This window comes from Mesorhizobium sp. PUT5 (assembly GCF_052216645.1).
GTDB lineage: Bacteria > Pseudomonadota > Alphaproteobacteria > Rhizobiales > Rhizobiaceae > Mesorhizobium.
This window is the reverse complement of record NZ_JBQOSO010000003.1, coordinates 3,774,345-3,789,941: the sequence shown is the minus strand read 5'-3', so window position 1 is coordinate 3,789,941 and position 15,597 is coordinate 3,774,345. Positions and strand designations below refer to the sequence as shown.

The following is a 15,597-nucleotide window of genomic DNA, read 5'->3' as shown; positions in this document are numbered from 1 at the left end:
TACGTCATTCCGGCCAAGGGAGCGATAGCGACCGCGAGCCGGAAGCCATTCCGGCCGGCGACAGAGCTCGCGCAAGTTCTGCGCGGACAATCCCTGCTCGATTGTTCCGGAATGGATTCCGGCTCGCGCACTCGCTCCCGCTCGTGCTTGGCCGGGATGACGCGGAGGGAGGGTAGCTGCCAGCCGCATACACCGCGGCGATGCCGTAGGTCGCAATGCAACCCTCCGCGATAAGACGAGACATGACGGTTCACTCATGGCGAAAGCTGAGCATTCGCGCGGGCAATGCGCAAGCTTCGGAGAATGCGGCCTATTCCTCCAGCCACGTACCGGCCCAGTTCGACACCGCCCAGCGCGGATTGTCGGCGATGTTGCGGAGCTTGTCGCTGGCCACCGAGATGAAGCTCCAGTCGGCCACGTTGATGAGCGGCAGGTCGGCCGCCACCAGCCGCTGGAAATCCTTGTAGAGTTCGGTGCGGGCGCCGGCGTCGAGCGTCTGCGAGGCCTTCTCGATCAGCGTATCCATCACCGCGTTGTGATAGCCGCCCTGGTTGGAGAAGGGCACGCCGTCGGGGATGCCGCTCTGCACCAATATGGTGGTGGAGATGGCCGGGTCGCCGCGGAACACCGGCGGGCCGACGGCAAGGTCGAAGGCGTGGTCGGTGTAGACGGCCTTCATGTGGGCGGCCGCGTCGTTGTTGACCAGTTGCGCGTCGATGCCGATGGCGGCCAGCGCCTGGCGCAGATAGTCGCCGAACTGCTTCGTCTCGTTGAAATAGGGCGCCGGCAGGAGCCTCAGCGAAAAGCGCGTGCCGTCGTCGCCGCGCTTGTAGCCGGCCTCGTCCAGCAGGGCGTTGGCCTTGGCCACGTCGAAGTCGTAGGTCGGCACGTCCGCCGTGTAGAATTGCCTGTCGTTCTTCGGTACCGGGCCGGTCGCCGTCTCGGCATAGCCGAGGAAGACCGTCTTGACGACGAAATCCTTGTCGATGGCATGCGCGATCGCCTGCCGCACCTTGAGATCGGCAAGCTCCTCGCGGCGGTGGTTGATCTCGACCACGAGCTGATAGGTCAGCCCCTCATAGCCCTTGGTGACCACCTTCAGGCCCGGCACCTTGGCGATGCGGTCGAGATCGGCCAGCGGTACGGCGGAGAAGGCGGCGAGCTGGATCTCGCCGGCTTCCAGCGAGTTCGCCGCCGAGGCGCGGTCGGGCAGCACCTGGTAGACGATCTCGTCCAGATAGGGCTCGCCTTCGCCCCAATAGGCCGGGTTCTTCTCCAGCCGGTAGTACTGGCCGGGCTTGTACTCTGCGAACCGGAACGGCCCGGTGCCGATGGGCGCGTTGTTGGCGGGGTTGTCCTCGATCTTGCCTTCCGCATAGACGTGCTTCGGCACCACGCTGGACAGCGCCGGCAGCGCGTTGCGGATGAGCTGGAACGGCGTTGGCTTCGAAAAGCGGAAGACGGCGGTGTGCTCGTCCGGCGTGTCCACGGCCTCCAGGTCCTTGAACACGGTGCGGCCGAGATTCTGCAGCTTCTTCCACACTTCCAGCGCCGAGAAGGCGACGTCGGCGGAGGTGAAGGGCTTGCCGTCGTGCCATGTCACGCCCTCGCGCAGCTTGAACGTCGCGGAAAGCCCGTCTTCCGCGCCTTGCCAGCTCACGGCCAGGCGTGGGCTCAGCCCGTCCTCGCCCTCATAGTCGGCTTCCGCCAGTTGCTCGACGATCTTGCTGGAGACGAAGAAGACGCCGTTGGAGGCGACGATGGCGGGGTTGAGGTTGCGCGGCTCCGAATCGGCGGCCACCACCAGCCGCCCGCCCTTGCGCGGTTCGGCTGCAAGGGTGATCGGCGGCAGCGCGGCGGAAGCCGCCAGCGCGGCCGTGCCGGCCAGAAGCGTGCGTCTGGAAAGAGTGAAAACCGGCATCGTGAACTCCCCTGCATCGGCCGCCAGGGCCGGCGGCGCAAATTCTCCGGCGGGAAGCATGGCCCCCTGCCCATGGCGGGCGATTATGGACGCAAGCGGCGCTTTGGCCAGAGAAGGAATTGGCGGGGCGCGGCGTGGACGTGAAAATTCCGTCCGCTGGACCAGTTGGAAAGCGAACCATTCCCCGCGCAGCCTATGCTGATAGGATGGCGGTCCAGAAAGAGGACAGGGCAATGCCATCCAGCCGCGACCGTCTCGAAGACATCCTGTCCCGCCTCGAAGCGCGTGGCGGGCAGGAGCGTGTGTTCACCAGGCTCTATCCCGACGCCGCGCGGGCCGCGGCCGATGCCGCCGACGCGCGGCTCAAGGCGGGTGTGACGCTCGGGCCGCTGGACGGCCGCATCGTCTCGATCAAGGACCTGTTCGACGTTGCGGGCGAGCCGACCGCGGCCGGCTCGCTGCTGCGCGCCTCGGTCGCCCCGGCCGCCAACGATGCGGCGGTGGTGGCCAGGCTGCGCCGCGCCGGCGCGGTGGTCCTGGGCAAGACGGTGATGACCGAGTTCGCCTTCACGGCCATCGGCGACAACCCGCATTTCGGCACGCCGCCCAATGCGGCGGATGCGTCGCGCATTCCGGGCGGGTCGTCGTCGGGGGCGGGCGTGTCCGTCGCCGAAAGCACCAGCGAGATCGCCATCGGTTCCGACACGGGCGGCTCCGTGCGCATCCCGGCGGCGCTGAACGGCACGGCCGGCTTCAAGCCCACCGCGCGCCGCGTGCCGCTGGCGGGCGCCTTCCCGCTCTCGCCCAGCCTGGACTCGATCGGCCCGCTGGCGCGCTCGGTCGCCGATTGCGCGGCGGCGGACGCCGTGATGGCCGGTGAGGAATGGCCCGGGCTTCAGCCGCTGCCGCTGGCAGGCTTACGTGTCGGGGTCCCGCGCGGCCGTCTGTTCGAGCATGTGGAAGATGCGGTGGGCGACGGATTCGAGCGGTGCCTCTCGGCCATCGGCCAAGCCGGTGCGCATCTGGCGGAAGCCCGGATCGACGATCTCCTGGGCGAGATGCGGGCGGTCACGCGGCCTGCCTCGATCGCCGCGCTCGAGGGCGCGGAAGTTCATTCCGGCTGGTTGGAGGAGGGCGCCCCGGCCGCCGTCGACACGCATGTCAGCGGGCCTCTGGCGCGCGCGGCCGCCGTGCCGGCGCCCGTCTATATCCGTGCGCTGCGCCGCCGCGCCGAGCTTGCCGCGGCCATGGACGAGCGGCTGGCGGGCTTCGACGTGCTGGCGCTGCCCACCGTGCCCATGCTGGCGCCCCGGATCGCCGAGCTTACCGCCGACGAGGCGCTGCGCAACCGCACGGAGGGACTGCTTCTGCGTAACACGCAGGTGGCCAACCAGTTCGATCTCTGCGCCATATCGCTGCCCATGCCGGACATGGCGCTGCCGGCCGGGCTGATGCTGGTGGCGCGCAACGGCCATGACCGCCGGCTGCTGGCCGTCGCGGCCTCCGTCGAGGCGCGCCTGACGGCCGCCTGACCGTCCGTCAATTGATATCGTATTCATATTATTTTTGTGAAAATAAGTATTTCACATCGCTCCGATCGCTCGCTAGTACTTATATAGATTGAAAAAAGCGCCGGAATTCGGCGTGCATGAAAATGGATCAATGAAAGGCAGCTTGGCGCCCTTTTCCGCTGACGGCGGCAATCCCGGGCGCTGATCGGGCTGCCTGCAGGAAGCGGGGCATCCGAACCGGGGAGGAGCGCGTGGGGGACGCGACCCGGCTCGGCAGCCAGGGCTTCGGCAAAACCGGCATGGCCGCGCCTGGCAAGCAGGCGGGAAGCGACCGGGCCGGCAACGACATGGCGAGGAGTGATTGATGATCAGGGTTGGTGTTGACGTCGGCGGCACGTTCACGGACATCGTTCTGGAACGGTCCGGTTCCGGCGGGCCGAGCCAGGTGGTGGTAACCAAGGTGTCCAGCACCCCGCACGACCAGTCCGAGGGCGTGGTGCAGGGCATCCTCAAGGTGTGCGGCCTGGCCGGCGTGGAGCCCGGCGCCATCGACGCGGTCTTCCACGGAACCACCGTGGCCACGAACATGATCATCGAGCGGGCCGGGGCTCGCGTCGGCATGATCACCACGCGCGGCTTCCGCGACATCCTGCACATGGCCCGGCACAAGCGGCCGCACAATTTCTCGCTGCAGTTCGACCTGCCCTGGCAGTCGAAGCCGATCGTGCGCCGCCGCGACCGGCTGGTGGTGACGGAGCGGATCATGCCGCCGGACGGCAGGGTCGAGACGCCGCTCGCCCTCGACGAGGTCAAGCAGGCGGCCGAACTCTTCGCCAAGCGCGGCATGGACGCGGTGGTGGTGGCCTTCCTGTTTTCCTTCCTCAACAACGAGCACGAGCTGCGCGCCAAGGAAATCGTCAAGGCGGCCATGCCGGATGCCTTCGTCTGCTGCTCGTCGGAAGTGGTCAACACCATCCGCGAATACGAGCGCTTCTCCAGCACGGCGATGAACGCTTATATCGGGCCGAAGACCTCGGCCTATCTGCGCAGGCTGGAGGGGCGGCTGCGCGAAGCCGGCGTCAACGCCATCGTGCGCATCATGCAGTCCAACGGCGGCATCTCCACTATCGACAACTCCAGCGAGCTGCCCATCGGCCTGCTTCTGTCGGGGCCGGCGGGCGGCGTCATCGGCGGGCGCTGGACCGGCCGCAACAGCGACAAGGCCAACGTCATCACCATCGACATCGGCGGCACCTCGGCCGATATCAGCGTCATCCAGAAGGGCGAACTGCGCATCAAGAACCCGCGCGACACAGAGGTGGCGACGCTGCCGGTGCTGGTGCCGATGATCGACGTCGACGCCATCGGCGCCGGCGGCGGCTCGATCGCCTATGTCGATCCCGGCGGCGCGTTCCGCGTCGGCCCCCGTTCGGCCGGCGCGGTGCCGGGCCCTGCCTGCTACGGCAAGGGCGGAACCGAGCCGACCGTCACCGACGCCCAGGTGGTGCTGGGTCGCATGGACCCGGAACAATTTCTCGGCGGCGACCTGGAGATCGACAGCTCGCTGTCGCACAAGGCCATCGAGGAGCACATCGCCAGGCCGCTCGGCCTGCCGGTGGAACAGGCGGCCCTCGGCATCCTCAAGATCATCAACAACAACATGGCGCTCGCCATCAACGCCAACTCCGTGGCCAAGGGCATCGACCCGCGCAATTTCACGCTGATGGGCATGGGCGGCGCCGGGCCGCTGCATTCGGTCTCGCTGGCGGAGGCCATCTACGCCAAGGACGTGATCTCGCCGGTGCAGCCGGGCATCACGGCGGCGACCGGCCTGCTCGTCACCGACCTGCAATACGAATACACCCATTCGACCGTGCTGGTGCTGAACAAGGCCACCGACGAGGACTTTCGGGCGGTCAAGGAAGCGGTCGACGGCCTCGCCGCCCGCGCCAACGCCCAGCTCGACCTCGACGGCATCCCCGCCGGGAAAAGGCGCTTCCGCAAGGTCGCCGAATGCCGCTATGTCGGCCAGGGTTTCGAACTGCGCGCGGACATGCCGGCGGAGGATCTCGATGCCGCCAACATGCAGGTGGTCATCGACAATTTCTACGAGGCCCACAAGCAGGTCTACGGCCACGCCTTCCGGGACCAGCACACGCAGATCGTCACCATCCGGCTGATCGCTTCCGTGGAGGTGGAGGAATTGACCCTGCCGAAGCTGCCGGCAGGCGGCCGCCGCAACCCGCAGGAGGCGGTCATGTACCGGCGCCGCACCGTGTTCGACGACGGCACGGCGCTGGAAACGCCCCGCTATGCGCGCGACAGGCTCAAGGCCGACGACCGCATCGAGGGCCCCGCTCTGGTGATCCAGCACAATTCCACCACCGTGATTCCTCCCGCCTATGCCGGCACCGTGCTGGCTTTCGGCGACATCCTTATCAACCGCAACTGAGGAGAGGGACAATGACGAGGGAAGTCGATCCGATCTCGCTCCAGATCATCGGCGGCGCGCTGCATTCCATCGCCGAGCAGATGGGCAACGTGCTCTACCGCATGAGCTATTCGTCGATCATCCGCGAAAGCCAGGACCTCGGCGCCGGCCTGTTCGACATGGACTACAACACGCTGTGCGAGTCCGATTCCACGCCCATGCATATCGGCTCGCTGCCCGGCTATCTTCGCGGCATCGAGAAGTCGGTGCCGAAGGACGGCTGGAAGCCGGGCGACTGCGTGATCCACAACCACCCCTATTTCGGCGCCAGCCACTCGCCCGACATCGGCATCGTCATGCCGGTGTTCTTCGAGGGCGAACTGGTCGGCTTTTCCGCCAACACGGCGCACCATGTCGACATCGGCGCGGCCACGCCGGGCCTGGTGATCGACATTCCCGACGTGTTCGCCGAGGGTATGCTGTTCAACGGCCTCAAGCTCTACGAGGCGGGCGTGCGCAACGAGTGGCTGTGGAAGTACATCCGCGACAACACGCGCGTTCCCAGCCTGGTGATGGGCGACCTGGAGGCGCAGATCGCCTCCGCCGAACTCGGCGTGCAGCGCTTCGTCGAGCTGATGGAGACCTATGGCAAGGACACCGTGCTGCAGGCCACGCGCCAGCTCATGGACTACACCGAAAACATGCTGCGCCGGGAGATCGCCAAGATCCCCGACGGCGACTATGTGGCCGAAGGCTTCATGGACGACGACGGCCGCAACCGCGGCGCGACCCTGCCGCTCAAGGTGACGGTGAGGGTGCGCGGCGACGATGTCGAGGTCGACCTCACCGGCTCCTCGGCGCAGGTGCCGACCGCCTTCAACGTGCCGTTCGACGGCTCGACCAAGGTGGCCTGCTTCTTCGCCTTCCGCGCGCTTTTGCTCGATACCTACACCCACGAGGAATACATTCCCCAGAACGAGGGTTCGTTCCGCCCGGTCAAGGTCACGGCGCCGCTCGGCACGATCTTCAACCCGATCTCGCCGGTCGCGGCGGAAGCGCGCTTCAGCCAGATCCAGCGCATCGTCGATCTCATCATCAAGGCGCTGGCGCCGGTGGTCCCGGAAAAGGCAACCGCGGGCAACGCGGCGGTGCTGTCCTTCGCCTCCTATTCGGGCGTGCGCCCCGACGGCGACTACTGGGTGTTCCTGGAGGTCAACGAAGCCTCGATGGGCGGCCGGCCCTTCTCCGACGGGCCCGACACGGTGGAGGAATTGATGCGCAACACGCGCAACAATCCGCTGGAGGACCTGGGCATGCATCTGCCGCTGATCTGCGACCGCTACGAGGTGCGCGACGACGTGCCTCCGGGCGCGGGCAAGTTCCGCGGCGGTGCCGGCGTCGTCAAGTCGCAGCGCTATCTGACGCCGGGCTTCATGACCCACGAGGCCGACCGCCACGAGGACGCGCCCTGGGGCGTGTTCGGCGGCAAGCCGGGCCATGGCGGCAAGCTGGAGGTGCGCAACGTCAACACCGGCAAGGTTCGCTACGAGCCGGCCAAGTTCTCCGGCCTGCGCACCGAGGAGGGCGACGTCATCACCTATTATTCGCCGGTTGGCGGCGGTTATGGCGATCCGCTCGAGCGCGATCCCGCAAAGGTGCTGGACGACGTGCTCGACGGGTTCATCACCGTCGACCATGCGCGCGACGACTACGGCGTCGTGCTCGCGCCGGTCGACGACGGCTACGGCTGGGCGCTGGACCTTGCCGCCACGGCCAGGCGCCGCACCGAGCTTGCCGCCGTGGCGGGAGGCTGACCGCAAAGCCGGCGGGCGGCATCGGCCGGCGGCTTGCCGGCCGACCGAGAGGCCCGACCGGACGCCTACGGACGAACATTTCTTCTCGCCCGTCCTGCCTCGGAAGCATGGCCGGCGAGCCGCTGCGTTCGGCCGGAAGGGCGTCGGAAACACGAAACCGAGACGGCGGGAGCACGCCGCCGGCGCGAAATCATTGGGGGAGAGGGCGTTGGCCGACATCCAGGACATTGCAAGCCGAACGATCGGCGAAATCGCGCTCGCCTATCGCAGCGGGCAGGCCGACCCGGTGGCGGTGACGGAGTGCCTGCTGGAGCGGATAAGCACGGGCGGCCACGACAACGTCTTCATCTCCGTTTCCGGGGACCGGGCGCGGGCGGAGGCGGAAAGGTCGTGGAAGCGGTTCAGGCAGGGCCGGCCGCTCTCCCCGCTGGACGGGGTGCCGCTCGCCTGGAAGGACAATTGCGATGTCGCCGGCACGCGCACCACGGCGGCGTCGGCGCTCCTGCGCGACAGCGCGCCCAAGGATCGCGACGCGCCCTGCGTGGCCAATGTCGCGGCGGCCGGCATGGTCTGCCTCGGCAAGCTCAACATGTCGGAATTCGCCTATTCCGGGCTCGGCCTCAACCCGCATTTCGGCACGCCGCGCAATCCCAACGACGCCGCGGTCGCGCGCGCGCCCGGCGGCTCGTCGTCCGGCACCGGCGTGGCGGTGGCGGCACGCCTGGTGCCCTGCGGCATCGGCACCGACACCGGCGGCTCCATCCGCGTGCCGGCGTCCTTCAACGGCGTGGTGGGCTTCAAGACCAGCGAGCGGCGCATCGAGAAGGCCGGCGTGTTTCCCCTGTCCCACACCCTCGACACGGTCGGGCCGCTGGCGCGCTCCGTGGCCGACTGCGCCCTGATCGACATGGCGCTTCGGGGCGCCGTCAGCGTCGAGGCGCGCCGCGGCGATCTCGGCGCGCTGAGGATCGTGGTGCCGACCGACGTGGTGCTCGACGATCTGGAGCCGGCAGTCGCCGCCAATTTCGACCGGGCGCTCGCCGCGCTGGAGGCGGCGGGCGCCACCGTCGTGCGCCGCTCCGTTCCGGCGGTGGTCGGCGCGCATGCGCTCACCGCGGCCTGGGGCACGCTGACGGCCGCCGAGGCTTATCACGAGCACCGCGGCCTGGTCGAAAGCGACGACGTCGCGCTTATGGACCGGCGCGTGGTCAAGCGCATCATGGACGGGCGTGCCATGTCGGCCGATGCCGTGATCGCCATCCAGCGCGGCCGCATCGCGCTGGAGGCCGAGATTGGCGAAATGCTGGGCGGCGGCGCGCTGCTGGCGATGCCGACGACGCCGATCACCGCGCCGGCCATCGCGCCGCTGGAGGCCGACGACGCGACCTTCCACCGCGTCAATCTGTTCGCGCTCCGCAACGTGGTGATCGGCAACATCCTCGGCATGTGCGGCCTGGCCATGCCGAGCGGGCGCAACGAAAACGGTATGCCGACCAGCATCCTCTTTTCGGCGATGCGCGGCCAGGACGAGCGCCTGCTTTCGCACGGGCTGGAAATCGAGCGCGTCCTGGCCGAGGCGGGGGCGACGGCGTAGAGGCCGCTACCCGTCGAGGAACTCGTTCCAGCGGCGCGTCAGGTAGGTGTGCTCGTCCATGAAGGTGTTCCACACGCGCACCATGGACAGCCGCTCCCGGTGCGACCCGCCGTCGCGGCGGTCGCCCGGCCAGGCGCAGGGCAGGCCGAAGGGGTCGGCCAGAACCGCTTCGGCCGGCTGGCCTTCATACCAGTAGGCCCATTCCTCGGGGCTGAGATGGGCGCGCGTGCGCTCGGGAAACGTCGCATAGTAGCCCTGCCTGGTCAGGCAGGCGCCGGCCCAGCCGCCGTGCCACCAGTTCAGGTAGTCGTAGGCGGCGTCCAGCATGTCGCCCTGCGTGTGCGCCGAGATGCACAGGTCCGCATGCCAGCCGCGGCTTCCTTCCACGGGCGCCGCCACCGCCACCGGAACGCCGAGCCGCCTCAACATGGTCTGGGCGGGGGAGAACATGCTTTGCACCACGACCCCGCCGCGCTGCATCAGCCTGGCCGCTTCCTCGTAGTTGCGCCAGATGCCCTTGAAATGGCCGGTCTTCTTCTTGTGCAGCAAAAGGTCGACGACGGCGTCGATCTCCTCGATGGTGAGATTGCCGATGTCGCCGAAGGCCGCGCCCTGCGAGGCCTCCGTGGCAAGGGCGGCCTCGATCATGCCCAGCACCGGGTCGCCCATGATGGCGATGCGCCCCTGCCAGCGGCGGTCGAGCAGCCAGGCCCAGCTTTCGGGCTGGCCCGGTTCCAGCTCCGCGCGCACGGAAGGCAGATAGCCGAAGGCATCGACCCCGTGCAGCACGGGCAGCATCGACACGCGGTCCGACGGTGTGCTGCCGAGCTTGCCGTCCGGCTGCAGGAACAGCTTGCCGAAGACCGTGGCAATGGCACGGCTGCCGGGGCCGGAAAGCGCCTTCGCCCTGATCTCGGCGCCGCCGTCGATCCTGGCCAGGTCGATGTCCTGGATGGCGCGGGCCGTCCAGATCAGATCGATCGTGTGCCATTGGTGATAGACGTCGAACGTGTCGGGCCGGGTGACGGCGCGCTTCAGGCCGTCGATGCCGTCGCTCAGCTCGAACTCTATGTCGAAGCCGAGGTCGCGGCGCGCGCGGGCGCGGATGGGCTCGGGCAGGAATTCCGTGCGCCCGATCACGCGCAGCTTTCCCGGCCTCCTGCTGCGTGCGCGGGCCATCAATGGATCCTGACCAGATAGTGCGCCACCTCCGGCTCGGTGAAGACCGACAGCACCTTCAGGCGCTCCCTTGCGCGCATGTGGTCCATGTCGAGATGATGCAGCAGGGCCGCGGCGGCGCCCCTTGCGTCCCCGAGGTCCAGATGCTCCAGCACCAGCCGGTGCTCGCGCAGCATGTCGGCCTTGTCGTGCAGGCCGATATAGGTGCCGAACAGCCTGTTCACCACCAGCGAGAGCTGGCACAGCCGGACCGTCTCGACAAGCCGGCGGTTGCGCACCTGGCCGATGCAGCGCCCGTGGAGGTCCGCCTCCACCTCGTCGATCCGGGGCTGGGAGACGGCCGAGGCCACGCCCAGCAGGGTATCGACGCGCGCCTGCATGTCGCGCAGCACGGCCCTGTCCAGCCCCGGCTGGGCGGCCGCGAGCGCTTCCGGCTCCAGCAGGCGGCGCATCTGGTGCGCGTCGTCCAGCATGCGCGCGCTCAGCGGCCCGGCGATCCAGTGCGAGGTGCGGTCCTTGGCGACGAGGCCGCGCCCGTCCAGCCGCGACAGCACCTCGCGCACGACGGTGCGGCTGACGGCAAAATGGTCGCCGAGCGCGGTCTCGGAAATCTGGTAGATGCCGAAGGGGATGCAGTTCAGCGTATCGGCCTCGACGGTCTCGAAGATGCGCTCCCAGCTTGGCTGGACGGCTGCGCCGGCGAGCCCGCCGGAAAGATCGAGGTCGAGCAGGTGCAGGTTGCGCCGCGCCGGCTCGGCATCGCCGACGACATAGCCCTGGTCGGGCGTATGGCGCACGAGCCCCAGTTCCTCGAGCAGGACGAGCGCGCGCTTCACCGGCGGGCGGCTGACGCCGAGCCGGTCGGCCACGGCGGCGGTGAACAGCCGCGTGCCCGCCGGCAGGCGGCCGGCCTCGATGTTCGCCGCCAGCACGTCGCGAACGATCTCGTAATAGGGTCTGTTCGCCGTCAAGGAACCGCCGCCCTTGCTTTGCCCGGATATCGCGCCCTCCATCGCCCGGCCGCCGCCTGCGGTCAACCTGCCGGGCCTGCGCCCATTCAGGTCCTGCCGGCCCGCTCGGCCCGGGTGGCGGCAAGGTCGAGGGCCTTGGCCTTCATCACCACCCCGTAGGCGGCGCGCGCCGTCTCGGCGCTGATGAAGCCTTCCAGCACGTCGTCCAGCACCGCCTGCGGGTCGCGCATCAGCGGATCGCCATAGCCGCCGCCGCCCGGACCGTGGGAGACGAGCGTCTCGCCGGCCGTGACCTTGTGATACGGCACCTTGGAGACAAGCTCGCTCTCCCGGCCGTTCCTGCCCCGCAGCCGCAGGGCGGCGGTGTGGCCGTCCTCGCCGCCGCGGAAGCCCCAGGGGCGGTATTTGTGGCCGTCGCCCTCGACCGAGAAGCCGCCATCGGCCAGGAAGGTGAACTCGCGCACGGCGCCGATGCCGCCGCGCCATTGCCCGGCGGCGGCCGCGTCGCTGCGCAGCTCGTAGCGGTCGACGCGCAGCGGCAGGTGCGATTCGATGTCCTCGATGGGGTTGTTGCGGGTGTTGGCATAGAGCGTGTCGACGGCGTCCATGCCGTCAAGCCCGGGCCGGCCGCCATAGCTGCCTTCCATGATCTCCATGTGCACCCAGTGGTTGCCCTCGTTCAGCCCGGAGAAGGCCACGACGCGCAAATTGCCGATGCCGGCCGAAACCTGCCCCGGCACCGCCTGGGCAAGCGCCTTCATCACCGTGTCGGCAAGCTGGTTGCCGGGGCAGAAGCGCGCGATCACCGGCGCGGGGAAGGTGGGATTGGCGAGCGTGCCCTTCGGGGCGACGATCTCGATCGGCCGGGTGAGGCCCGAATTCTGCGGTATGTTGCCGTAGATGGTGCTGTCGAGCAGGATCGAGCGCACGGTGAGCCAGACGGCACAGTCCACGGTGCCTTCGAGCGGCATGTTGATGGGCTTGTCGGGGAGCTGGGCGGCGGTGCCGGTCAGGTCCACGATCAGCCGGTCGCCGCGGACCTTCACCGTGGCCACGATCGGCAGGTCGCGGCGCGCCGGGTCGGGGTCGTCCAGATAGCCGTCTATATGGGTGGTGGCGGTGTAGTCGCCGTCGGGCAGCGCCCGGATCGCGTCGCGCATCAGGCGCTCGGAATAGTCCATCAGATGTTCGTAGGCGGCGTTGACGGTGGCAAGGCCGTACTGGCGCACCAGCGCCAGATAGCGGTCGGCGCCGATCTCGGCCGCCTTGATCTGCGCTTCCATGTCGCCGACCACCAGCGGCGCGGCGCGGATGTTGTCGCGCAGCAAGTGCCAGACCGCATCGTTACGGCGCCCCTCGCTGAACACCTTGATGGCCTTGAACTGGAGGCCTTCGGCATAGGTGTCGACGGCATCGACGATGCCGCAACTGCCGGGGGTGAGGGCGCCGATGTCGAGATGGTGGGCGGTGGTGGCGGAAAAGCCGATCAGCGCGCCGTCGAGGAAGACCGGCACGCAGAAGGCCACGTCGGGCCCGTGGCTGGCGCCGCCATAGGGGTCGTTGTGCATGATGACGTCGCCGGGCTTCAGTTCGTCGCCCCGGGCCTGCAGCGTCTTCAATATGCCGCGGATGTAGCCGGGAATGGGGCCGGACTGCAGCGGCGTCGACATCTTGCATTCGCAGAGCTGGCGCCCCTCGGCATCGGTCAGCGCCGCGCCGAAGTCCTCCGATTCGCGGATGATGGAGGAATAGCTCATGCGCATGAGCTTGTGGCCCATCTCGATGGCGATGTTCTCCAGCGCGCCGTGGATGACGGCGGCGGTCACCGGATCGATGCGGGCGGAAGCCTGCGGTGCGGCGGCGGCGGTGTCGGCATGTCCGGTCATTGGGCGTCTCCCAGCGTCATGATGATGCTTCCCGAGGGGTGGACCTCGGCCGTGGCATGGGGCGGCACCACGGTCGTGCTGTCCTTCTGCAGGATGATGCACGGCCCCTGGAACGGTTCGCCGGGCGGCAGCAGCGAGCGCTGGTAGACCGGCGTCTCGAAGCTCCTCAGCTCGCCCGCCACGCGGAACAGGCAGGTGCCGGTGCGCAGGCGCGCCTCGGCCAGCGAGCCGCCGGCAGGCGCGCGCAGCGCCGGGATCTTGGCGATGTGGCCGATGCCGCTCACCCGCACGTTGACGATCTCGATGCCGCTCTTTTCGAAGGCGTGGCCGTATTCGGCCTTGTGCGCCCTGTGGAAGCTTGCCCACACCTCTTCGAGGTCGCTCTCGGAAATCTCGCCGGCCGGCAGCGGCACCTTCAGTTCGTAGCCCTGGCCGACATAGCGCAGGTCGCCGACGCGGGCGAACGAGACCTCCTCCGTGGGGATGCGGTCGGCCTCGAACTGCGCGGCAAGCCCGGCTTCCATGGCGTCGAGGTCGGCGTTCAGGCGGGCGAGGTCGACCGCGCCGGAATGCTGGAACTGCGTGCGGATGACGTCGTATTTGAGGTCGGTGGTCAGAAGCCCCATGGCCGAGTTGATGCCGGGATAGGGCGGCACGATGACCTCCGGGATGCCCAGCATGGCCGCCACTTCCGCGCCGTGCAGGGGGCCGGCGCCGCCGAAGGCGACCAGCGCGAAGCCGCGGGGGTCGATGCCCTTCTGCACGGTGCGGGAGCGGATGGCGTTGGCCATGTTCGAGTTGATGATGGTGAGCACGCCTTCGGCCGCCTCGTTCAGCGGCAGGTCCAACTCCCCGGCCAGCCTGCCGATCACGGCGCGGGCGGCCTCGACATCGAGCTTCATGCCGCCGCCGAGGAAATCGTGCGGGTCGAGGCGGCCGAGCACGAGATTGGCATCGGTCACGGTCGGCAGCCCGCCGCCGCGGCCGTAGGCGGCCGGGCCGGGAGCCGCGCCCGCGCTCTGCGGGCCGACGCGGAAGGCGCCGCCGCGGTCGACATGGGCGATGGAGCCGCCGCCGGCGCCGATGGTGTGGATGTCGAGCATCGGCATCAGCAGCGGGAAGCCGGCGATGGAGGTGGAGCGCGAATCGGTTTCGGCCAGCCTGCCGTCGACCACCAGGCCGATGTCGGCGCTGGTGCCGCCGATGTCGAAGGTGATGAGGTGGTCGCGGCCCACCTGCTCGCCGATCCAGGCGCCGCCGAGCACGCCGGCCGCAAGGCCGGACAGGAGCGTCAGCGTCGGCTTCTCGGTCACCATCTTGGGCGTGGCGACGCCGCCATTGGACGCCATGATCCTGAGGTCGCCGCCGATGCCGCTGTCGCGCAGGGCGGCGTCCAGATGCGCGATGTAGCGATCGACCTTGGGGCCGATCGCCGCCGCCAGCGCCGCGGTGGTGAAGCGCTCAAACTCGCGGAACTGCGGCGACACGAAGGAGGAGGTGGTGACGAAGACGTCCGGCAGAACCTGCCTGACGATCTCCGCGGCGCGCAGCTCGTGCGCGGGGTTCAGGTAGGAGAACAGGAAGCAGATGGCGATGGATTCGACGCCCTCCTCCTTCAGCTCCAGCGCCGCGCGCCGCACCGCCTCCTCGTCGAGCGGCACCAGCTCCGCCCCGGTGGGCGGCACCAGCCGGCCGGCAACCGTCTTGCGGAAGCGCCGCTTCACCAGCGGGCGGCTCTGCCACGGCAATTGCTGCATGATGGAATAGTGCTCGACGCGCTGGTGGCGGCCGATATGGACGATGTCGCGGAAGCCTTCGTTGGTGATGAAACCGGCGCGCGCGCCCTTGTCTTCCAGCACTGCGTTGGTGGCGGTTGTGGTGCCGTGGAACACATGGGCGATCTCGGCCGGGTCGACGCCGTTGTCCGCGCACAGTTCCCGGATGCCGGTCAGGACCCCTTCGGCAGGATCGTGCGGCGTGGTCGGCACCTTGTGGATGGCCAGCGCCCCGGTGGCCAGGTCGCAGTAGACGAGGTCGGTGAACGTGCCCCCGACATCGACGCCGATCGTCTTCATCCGCCACTTCCTCCCGCTCGACAGATCCGAAACATATCGGACTATGAATCCATAATTCATATAGCTTGGCAAGCCTGTATGAAGCCGAAAAGACGGATCTGCATGAGCACATATGCTTCGATACAAGTCTCGGCATCGGGACAAGCGGAAAATTGCCGTTGTGTTATGTGAATTATGTATACATAGTTGCAAAAACTGGCTCCCGACCAAACGGG

9 protein-coding genes are annotated in these 15,597 nt (G+C 68.4%); 4 read left to right on the top strand and 5 right to left on the bottom strand.

Annotation, left to right across the window (positions count from 1 at the left end; translation table 11 throughout):
• Positions 1-310: 310 nt before the first annotated feature.
• Positions 311-1,921 (bottom strand): ABC transporter substrate-binding protein, encoded by a 1,611-nt coding sequence (locus ACTDI4_RS20055; protein WP_442842827.1) that lies wholly within the window; start codon positions 1,919-1,921, stop codon positions 311-313.
• A gap of 233 nt (positions 1,922-2,154) precedes the next feature.
• Here ACTDI4_RS20055 and ACTDI4_RS20050 point away from each other — a divergent pair, with 233 nt between their 5' ends.
• The 4 genes from ACTDI4_RS20050 to ACTDI4_RS20035 all read left to right on the top strand — a co-directional run bounded on the left by ACTDI4_RS20050 (position 2,155) and on the right by ACTDI4_RS20035 (position 9,271).
• Complete coding sequence (locus ACTDI4_RS20050; protein WP_442842826.1) at positions 2,155-3,453, top strand: amidase; 1,299 nt, start codon at positions 2,155-2,157, stop codon at positions 3,451-3,453.
• Between the two features lie 343 nt (positions 3,454-3,796).
• Complete coding sequence (locus ACTDI4_RS20045) at positions 3,797-5,884, top strand: hydantoinase/oxoprolinase family protein (RefSeq protein WP_442842825.1); 2,088 nt, start codon at positions 3,797-3,799, stop codon at positions 5,882-5,884.
• Positions 5,885-5,895: 11 nt separating this feature from the next.
• Entirely contained in the window at positions 5,896-7,677 is a 1,782-nt protein-coding gene (locus ACTDI4_RS20040; protein ID WP_442842824.1) for a hydantoinase B/oxoprolinase family protein, read from the top strand.
• Between the two features lie 208 nt (positions 7,678-7,885).
• Complete coding sequence (locus ACTDI4_RS20035; RefSeq protein ID WP_442842823.1) at positions 7,886-9,271, top strand: amidase family protein; 1,386 nt, start codon at positions 7,886-7,888, stop codon at positions 9,269-9,271.
• Positions 9,272-9,277: 6 nt separating this feature from the next.
• Here the strand turns inward: ACTDI4_RS20035 and ACTDI4_RS20030 are convergent, their stop codons facing one another.
• The 4 genes from ACTDI4_RS20030 to ACTDI4_RS20015 form a co-directional block, all read right to left on the bottom strand.
• Positions 9,278-10,450: an ABC transporter substrate-binding protein gene (locus ACTDI4_RS20030; protein ID WP_442842822.1), complete on the bottom strand. Its 1,173-nt coding sequence runs from the start codon at positions 10,448-10,450 to the stop codon at positions 9,278-9,280.
• A complete protein-coding gene (locus tag ACTDI4_RS20025) occupies positions 10,450-11,421 on the bottom strand; it encodes a GntR family transcriptional regulator (RefSeq protein ID WP_442842821.1) in 972 nt (323 codons plus the stop codon). Before ACTDI4_RS20025 ends, ACTDI4_RS20030 begins: the two co-directional genes overlap by 1 nt.
• Before the next feature lie 86 nt (positions 11,422-11,507).
• Complete coding sequence (locus tag ACTDI4_RS20020) at positions 11,508-13,307, bottom strand: hydantoinase B/oxoprolinase family protein (protein ID WP_442842820.1); 1,800 nt, start codon at positions 13,305-13,307, stop codon at positions 11,508-11,510.
• Positions 13,304-15,382, bottom strand: coding sequence for a hydantoinase/oxoprolinase family protein (locus tag ACTDI4_RS20015; RefSeq protein WP_442842819.1), 2,079 nt, complete (start codon positions 15,380-15,382; stop codon positions 13,304-13,306). The genes ACTDI4_RS20020 and ACTDI4_RS20015 overlap by 4 nt, the downstream gene beginning before the upstream one ends.
• Positions 15,383-15,597: the final 215 nt, after the last annotated feature.

What these genes read in the sequence shown, in the direction of transcription:
- ACTDI4_RS20055 (WP_442842827.1), bottom strand. Translation starts at nt 1,921, where the DNA reads ATGCCGGTTTTCACTCTTTCCAGACGCACGCTTCTGGCCGGCACGGCC.
- ACTDI4_RS20050 (WP_442842826.1), top strand. Translation starts at nt 2,155, where the DNA reads ATGCCATCCAGCCGCGACCGTCTCGAAGACATCCTGTCCCGCCTCGAA.
- ACTDI4_RS20045 (WP_442842825.1), top strand. Translation starts at nt 3,797, where the DNA reads ATGATCAGGGTTGGTGTTGACGTCGGCGGCACGTTCACGGACATCGTT.
- ACTDI4_RS20040 (WP_442842824.1), top strand. Translation starts at nt 5,896, where the DNA reads ATGACGAGGGAAGTCGATCCGATCTCGCTCCAGATCATCGGCGGCGCG.
- ACTDI4_RS20030 (WP_442842822.1), bottom strand. Translation starts at nt 10,450, where the DNA reads ATGGCCCGCGCACGCAGCAGGAGGCCGGGAAAGCTGCGCGTGATCGGG.
- ACTDI4_RS20020 (WP_442842820.1), bottom strand. Translation starts at nt 13,307, where the DNA reads ATGACCGGACATGCCGACACCGCCGCCGCCGCACCGCAGGCTTCCGCC.
- ACTDI4_RS20015 (WP_442842819.1), bottom strand. Translation starts at nt 15,382, where the DNA reads ATGAAGACGATCGGCGTCGATGTCGGGGGCACGTTCACCGACCTCGTC.